This window comes from Endozoicomonas sp. ONNA2 (genome assembly GCF_024606365.1).
Lineage (GTDB): Bacteria > Pseudomonadota > Gammaproteobacteria > Pseudomonadales > Endozoicomonadaceae > Endozoicomonas.
Window position 1 is genome coordinate 1 of record NZ_JAHHPO010000264.1, and the last position, 5,244, is coordinate 5,244.

General features: G+C 46.0%; 3 protein-coding genes. All 3 read left to right on the forward strand.

What is annotated here, in order from left to right; translation table 11 throughout:
- The coding region (locus tag KDK14_RS04700) for a hypothetical protein (protein WP_257263861.1) at positions 1-784 on the forward strand (784 nt) is incomplete at its 5' end.
- A 230-nt stretch (positions 785-1,014) separates the two neighbouring features.
- A complete protein-coding gene (locus KDK14_RS04705) occupies positions 1,015-4,248 on the forward strand; it encodes a DUF4116 domain-containing protein (protein ID WP_257263862.1) in 3,234 nt (1,077 codons plus the stop codon).
- 51 nt (positions 4,249-4,299) lie between these two features.
- The coding region (locus KDK14_RS04710; protein WP_257263863.1) for a hypothetical protein at positions 4,300-5,244 on the forward strand (945 nt) is incomplete at its 3' end.

The following is a 5,244-nucleotide window of genomic DNA, read 5'->3' on the forward strand; positions in this document are numbered from 1 at the left end:
AGCTAAATATCCTATTATCGGGATGATCGTTCGACCGATTCTGTCGCCCTGCCTGCTGCCCTCTTACATGGCGGATATGACAGAGTTCGGAAATACCGAAATTACCGACCTTATCCGTGAGTTTATCCAGAGCAGTGCCAACAATACCTTTATTGAGAACAGGCAGTCACCGCTGAACAATCCACACCTATATGCCGTTTACCAGCAATATCCCAAATTCCGGGCAGGCTGGGGGGCAAATTTCAGCAACTTCAGCGAGACAACCAGAAACAAGCTGTTATTATCCCCGGGGGAAACCCTGGCGCTGACAGAAGATCCCTGGGACCTTTTTATTAGTGGTCTTGAAGTGTACTCCTGTCAATCACCGGAATGTTCTATGTTTACTGCTAACAGAGCGCTGATGAGCTACGTGATGGATGGACGCAATGCCATGATTGTCAAAAAGAACCAAAAAGGAAATATCCTCAGCAGGAGTGTTATTCGCATGGTGTTGGATCAGGCTGATCACCCTGCGTTATTTCTTGAGAAGAGCTATCCCCTTGCGTTAAGTGATTTATTCTTCATTGATGCCGCACGGGAAATTGCTGCAAAGATGAAGCTGCCACTTTACTACCACAACTACCGCGTGCCTGATTCGACAGGTGAAGCAGTGAAACTTCTGGAAGGAAGAGCGCCTTTCGACTACTTTGATACCCTCGAGGGTTTAATTGATAGACAGGAGATTACCTTTACCAAGGTACAACGTGATCTCAGCGATTCCCCATCAACTGACTTGGGTCAATAATATCAGGGCTTTGAGGCCGATTTGCGCCTACCAATGAGCCACTGTGTTGTGGTGGGAAAAGCGTTATCTTTACTGAATATCCAGTTAGTCATTAACCCGGATCTTTCATAAACGTGCTCCCTGATTTTACCGGAACCTCTTGCTGGCTTTATGGTCAAATATATATAACTAAATATCAAAATAGGTTCAAATTTTTTATTCCATAATTAAATAGCCAAGTAACAGATAAAATGCACATTCAAACAACCACATTATTTGACCCTGCTGACTGGCCAAATCGGGAAGCTACTCACAAGGTCCCGAGCCCCCTGGATCCATCAGGGCAACCCTGGCAACAATACCAAGTGAAAAATGCACCCGATCACTGTGCAGATAACGTCCCCTTGTGTAAGGAGCATGGATTAACAACCTCCCTTGCACGGCAGAGCGAATCAACGATTTATAACAGCAATCAGCCCGCCGAATCCAATGGTGACCATTTACTGCCCCCTGCCCCGCACACTTTCAACTCTGATCGTATCTCTGAACCTGCCACAATCGAAAACAGGGTCGATCAATGCCACCAGTTGCCCTCTAAGGGGCATGTACGAGTCAACCCTTATTCCAAAAGCAGCTCTGCATATAACTCACAGGCCAATCTTGCCCATGAATTAAAAGAGTCCCTCATACGTTACGCCCATTGTATTGCCAACAAACAGAGCTTACCCGCCAGTGACTGTAAACGCCTGATCAAATACTTCAGGAATGCGCCGGAATATTCAGACCTTACTCATCTGGACCATGAAGACTTCCTGTTGCTGAGCAATAACAAACCTGATTTTTTCAAGCAAATACCATCAGACAAGATGACGCCTGACTTGTGTTTAACGGCGTGCAAGAACGATTACAGAAACCTGAAATTTGTGCCCGATACCATGAAAACCGATGCGCTGTGCAGGACTGTAGCACTTAAAACTATTTTCGCACTTGAATATGTACCGCCCAAACTAATAAAACAGTGGTTAGTTAATGGTTTTTTTGACTCACTCAATAAAATGAATGGGCTTGCCATCCGCTATATCCCTGAGGGAGAAATAACAGATGCACATTTTGAAGTTTCCTGCAAAACATATCACCTGGCACTGAGTCTATACCCAAACAATAAACCCATCAGTGACCAGCTGTTAACCACCGTAATCGAACAGTGCGGATCTTTAGAGTTTTGCCCTGTGGAGAAAATAACCGCCAGGTTGTGTGAATTCGCCTGTAAAAAAAATGGTTATGCGTTACGCTATGTTCCTGAAAAGATGAAAACCCCGGAACTGTGCCAACAGGCTTTAGATAATGATCCCAGAGCATTTGAATATATTCCGGAAGCATTTAAAACATTTGAAATGTGTAAGTCAATTTGTAAAAAAGGCAAATTGCCAACTAAATTTATTCTGCCCGTGCATTGGACAGAAGAACAACGGATAAACTTATATCGTACTGCCTGTCATTTTGGTTATGTAACATTGGGTTCTATACCAAAGCAATATGTCACTTACGATTTTCATAAATCACTTTGTACCCATAAAGAGTCCAAGCTTTTGCCGCTGTCATTTGCTGCTTTTTTTTACTTTTCATTTTATGTTGATGACAAAAAGGCCAGAGAACTTTATTTATTAGCCTGTAATCTGTCATCTGATGCGTTAAAACATGTACCCGATGACATGAAAACAGGGGAACTTCTGGAAATAGCCTTTAAAGATATATCCGCGCTGCAGTATATTCCCACTGAAAACCTCGACTTCAATGGCTGCTGTCTCAGGGTAGCTGCTGACAAGGACATGATCACGTCATTTTATGATGACACGTTGATGAGTAAATCATCAGACTCGACTCTTTTACTCCGGTTAGTCAAGAGCAACAAATTGCCCTATGTGCCAACGGGCTTGCAGTTCAAGGTTTTATCCGATCCCGATTTCCCGCTGAACGACAAACTCAGATTTATTGAATCGTTAGATGCCCCGAATTATACCTTCCCTGCCCGGGTAACAGCTGCCCCATTGGTTTGTCAGAAGTCTCCGATAAATTCGGCGATTACCAACCTGTTCTTGATACCACTGGTTTCAACCGCCCACCAGGTCACCGGGTTTGTGCTGCCAAATGCCACTGCCGGGGAGAAGATTAACCGGTATATTGCTGAGCACATGCCTTTATCGTTCCAGCTGCAGCCTGTAGCTGAAGAACTGCAGGCAGCCAATGGCCCGGCAACCCGGATCGTCGGCGGACGAACAATTCAATGTGGAAACAAAGGTGACCAGGCCGTCTATTTTAAATTTCAGAGAGCCGGGGAAACCCTTGACACACTGGACAGGGAGGGACTCCTTTATCAAGTCATCGCCAAAACGCCAGAGCTGAGTTTTGAGAGCGAACTACCGAAGTTCCGTGCCTTTATGCAGATTCCCCTGAGCGATGACTTGCGGTGTTTGATTCGGGATTTTGATGACCCGGTGGAGATCATCGAGAGCAATGGCCAGCAGTACATCAATGTCTTTTCCTATGAAGCACCTGTCGCCTATGCCCGTTATGCCCATGCGCCAGCAACGGCAGATGACATCCCCTGGCAGCGCCCGGAGCAGGGAATCCTCAAAGCCTGCCACGATGCCGGTTACATGACCGGCATGGGGCTGGTGCCCACCAGTATGCTGCAGTGTCTACACGACACTGCGTCGTCCGGGCGAGCCTGGGTCGCCCTGCATGCGGCCATGAATGAAGCTCATAACAATGTGCACTCCGGTACATTGGGAGCGTGGAATACCCTCGCTACCGAAAAGATTGATTTTGGCCACTGCGGAATGCGCGACCTTGGTGATTATGAAACCTTCGGGGATATCCAAAGCTGTTTACATCAGAAAGACACCATAGACTACTGTTATCCGCCCAAAGTTTCACAGCGCGTTGCCCTGGCCAACAGCATCTGTGAGATTATTCTATCCGCTGTGCTGGTACGGTCACGCTTACGCCAGGGCTTTGTCGGCTATCACTACCAAAACCCCGAAGCCATCAGGGAAACGGCCCTGTTTGTGGAATCGGCATGCAACCGGTTCCTGTCCGGACTTATGTCCTCTCCCCCTGGCCATCTCCAATCCCTCCTGGGCCGTGACCATCACCAGTATCAGACCTGGCTTGACCGGGTAGCACAGGAGATACTCTACTGGACGGCACTGCAGCAGGGTGAGCCCGGGTTTGACCAGCTCCCCAAGGGGGAATACGACCCGGCTGACTGCTACCTGAACCATATAAATGAAGAGCATCTCAGTGAAGCACTCTACCCTGTGGGCGCTTATACCAATATAAGTCGCAAGGTTTTTTTTAATATCAATGGCCGGTTAAATCTTGGGGCCAATAACAAGACATTTCCACTGATAACGTTAATGAACGGTCTGATCGAAATGTGTATCGGTTTGCTGAATCAGCTTAACCAACCAGGCAGGCTTTAAATTCATGATAAGGCATCCATAACCAGGCACCCAAGGTTCCGGGAAAGTAAAATGAATCTATCTCAGTTAAACGGTGTAACACCAGAGCAACTGCATAAATTCATCATGAAGTTCCCTATTGGCTTTTCCGCAGAAGCGCGTTCCATTCAGTACCTTGGCAGGCAGATACAACTGCACGATGGCATCACCGTACTATCAGAACAAACCGTTAATACTGTTGGCAGTCAACAGCTATTTGAACGAATGATCAGATTGCAACCTGAGCTTGAGCGACAACTACCCGGTTTAAAATCTGAAGCTATAAATATGGCCGCCAGACATCTGGTGGCAGAATTTAATGCAGAGGCAATAGAAAAGTCACCAACCAAAGAGGTGCTGTGTGCAGTTTTTCTTGAGTGCATGAGACCTGATGTTTTGGGTGTTATAGATACGGTAATAGAGTTATCCAACACACATGCCTTAAGTGGAACTGAAAAACTTCCGATTATGCTGGCTGCTGAAAAAAAGCGTCAATGCGGAATTCCAATGTTCTTTTGGCGGAGTGCGGGGATTCCTTTGGCCATTCGATTAGAGGAGGCAAAGAATCAGTTTCAACGACTTCCTGCCGGGCCTTCTCTGTCAGAGAAGGCCGAGAAAATTGCAATTAATGAAGGGTTGACAGGATTAGCCCCTGGTAAACCAGTAAAGGACAGTCTTCTGGAGATCCGGCAAATCCTTGAATCGGAAAATAATGAACTTGCCAGGCAGTTATTGAGTGAAGTTGACAATATTGAAAAAAAATTTTTCCCAAGAGTTAAAGAGAGTGGTCATTTATTCATAAATGATAAAGGCAATTTCATAATCTATACACAAAGATTGCTGTATCTGTATGCAGCCTGTTTCGGTTTTTCACCGGAGGCTAATATTGCTGAATTAGCGTCGTACATTCGATCCATTCTTTCTAGCGCCGATTCAGGTAGCATCTGGCATATTGCCAAAGAGCTGGTTTATTTGTCG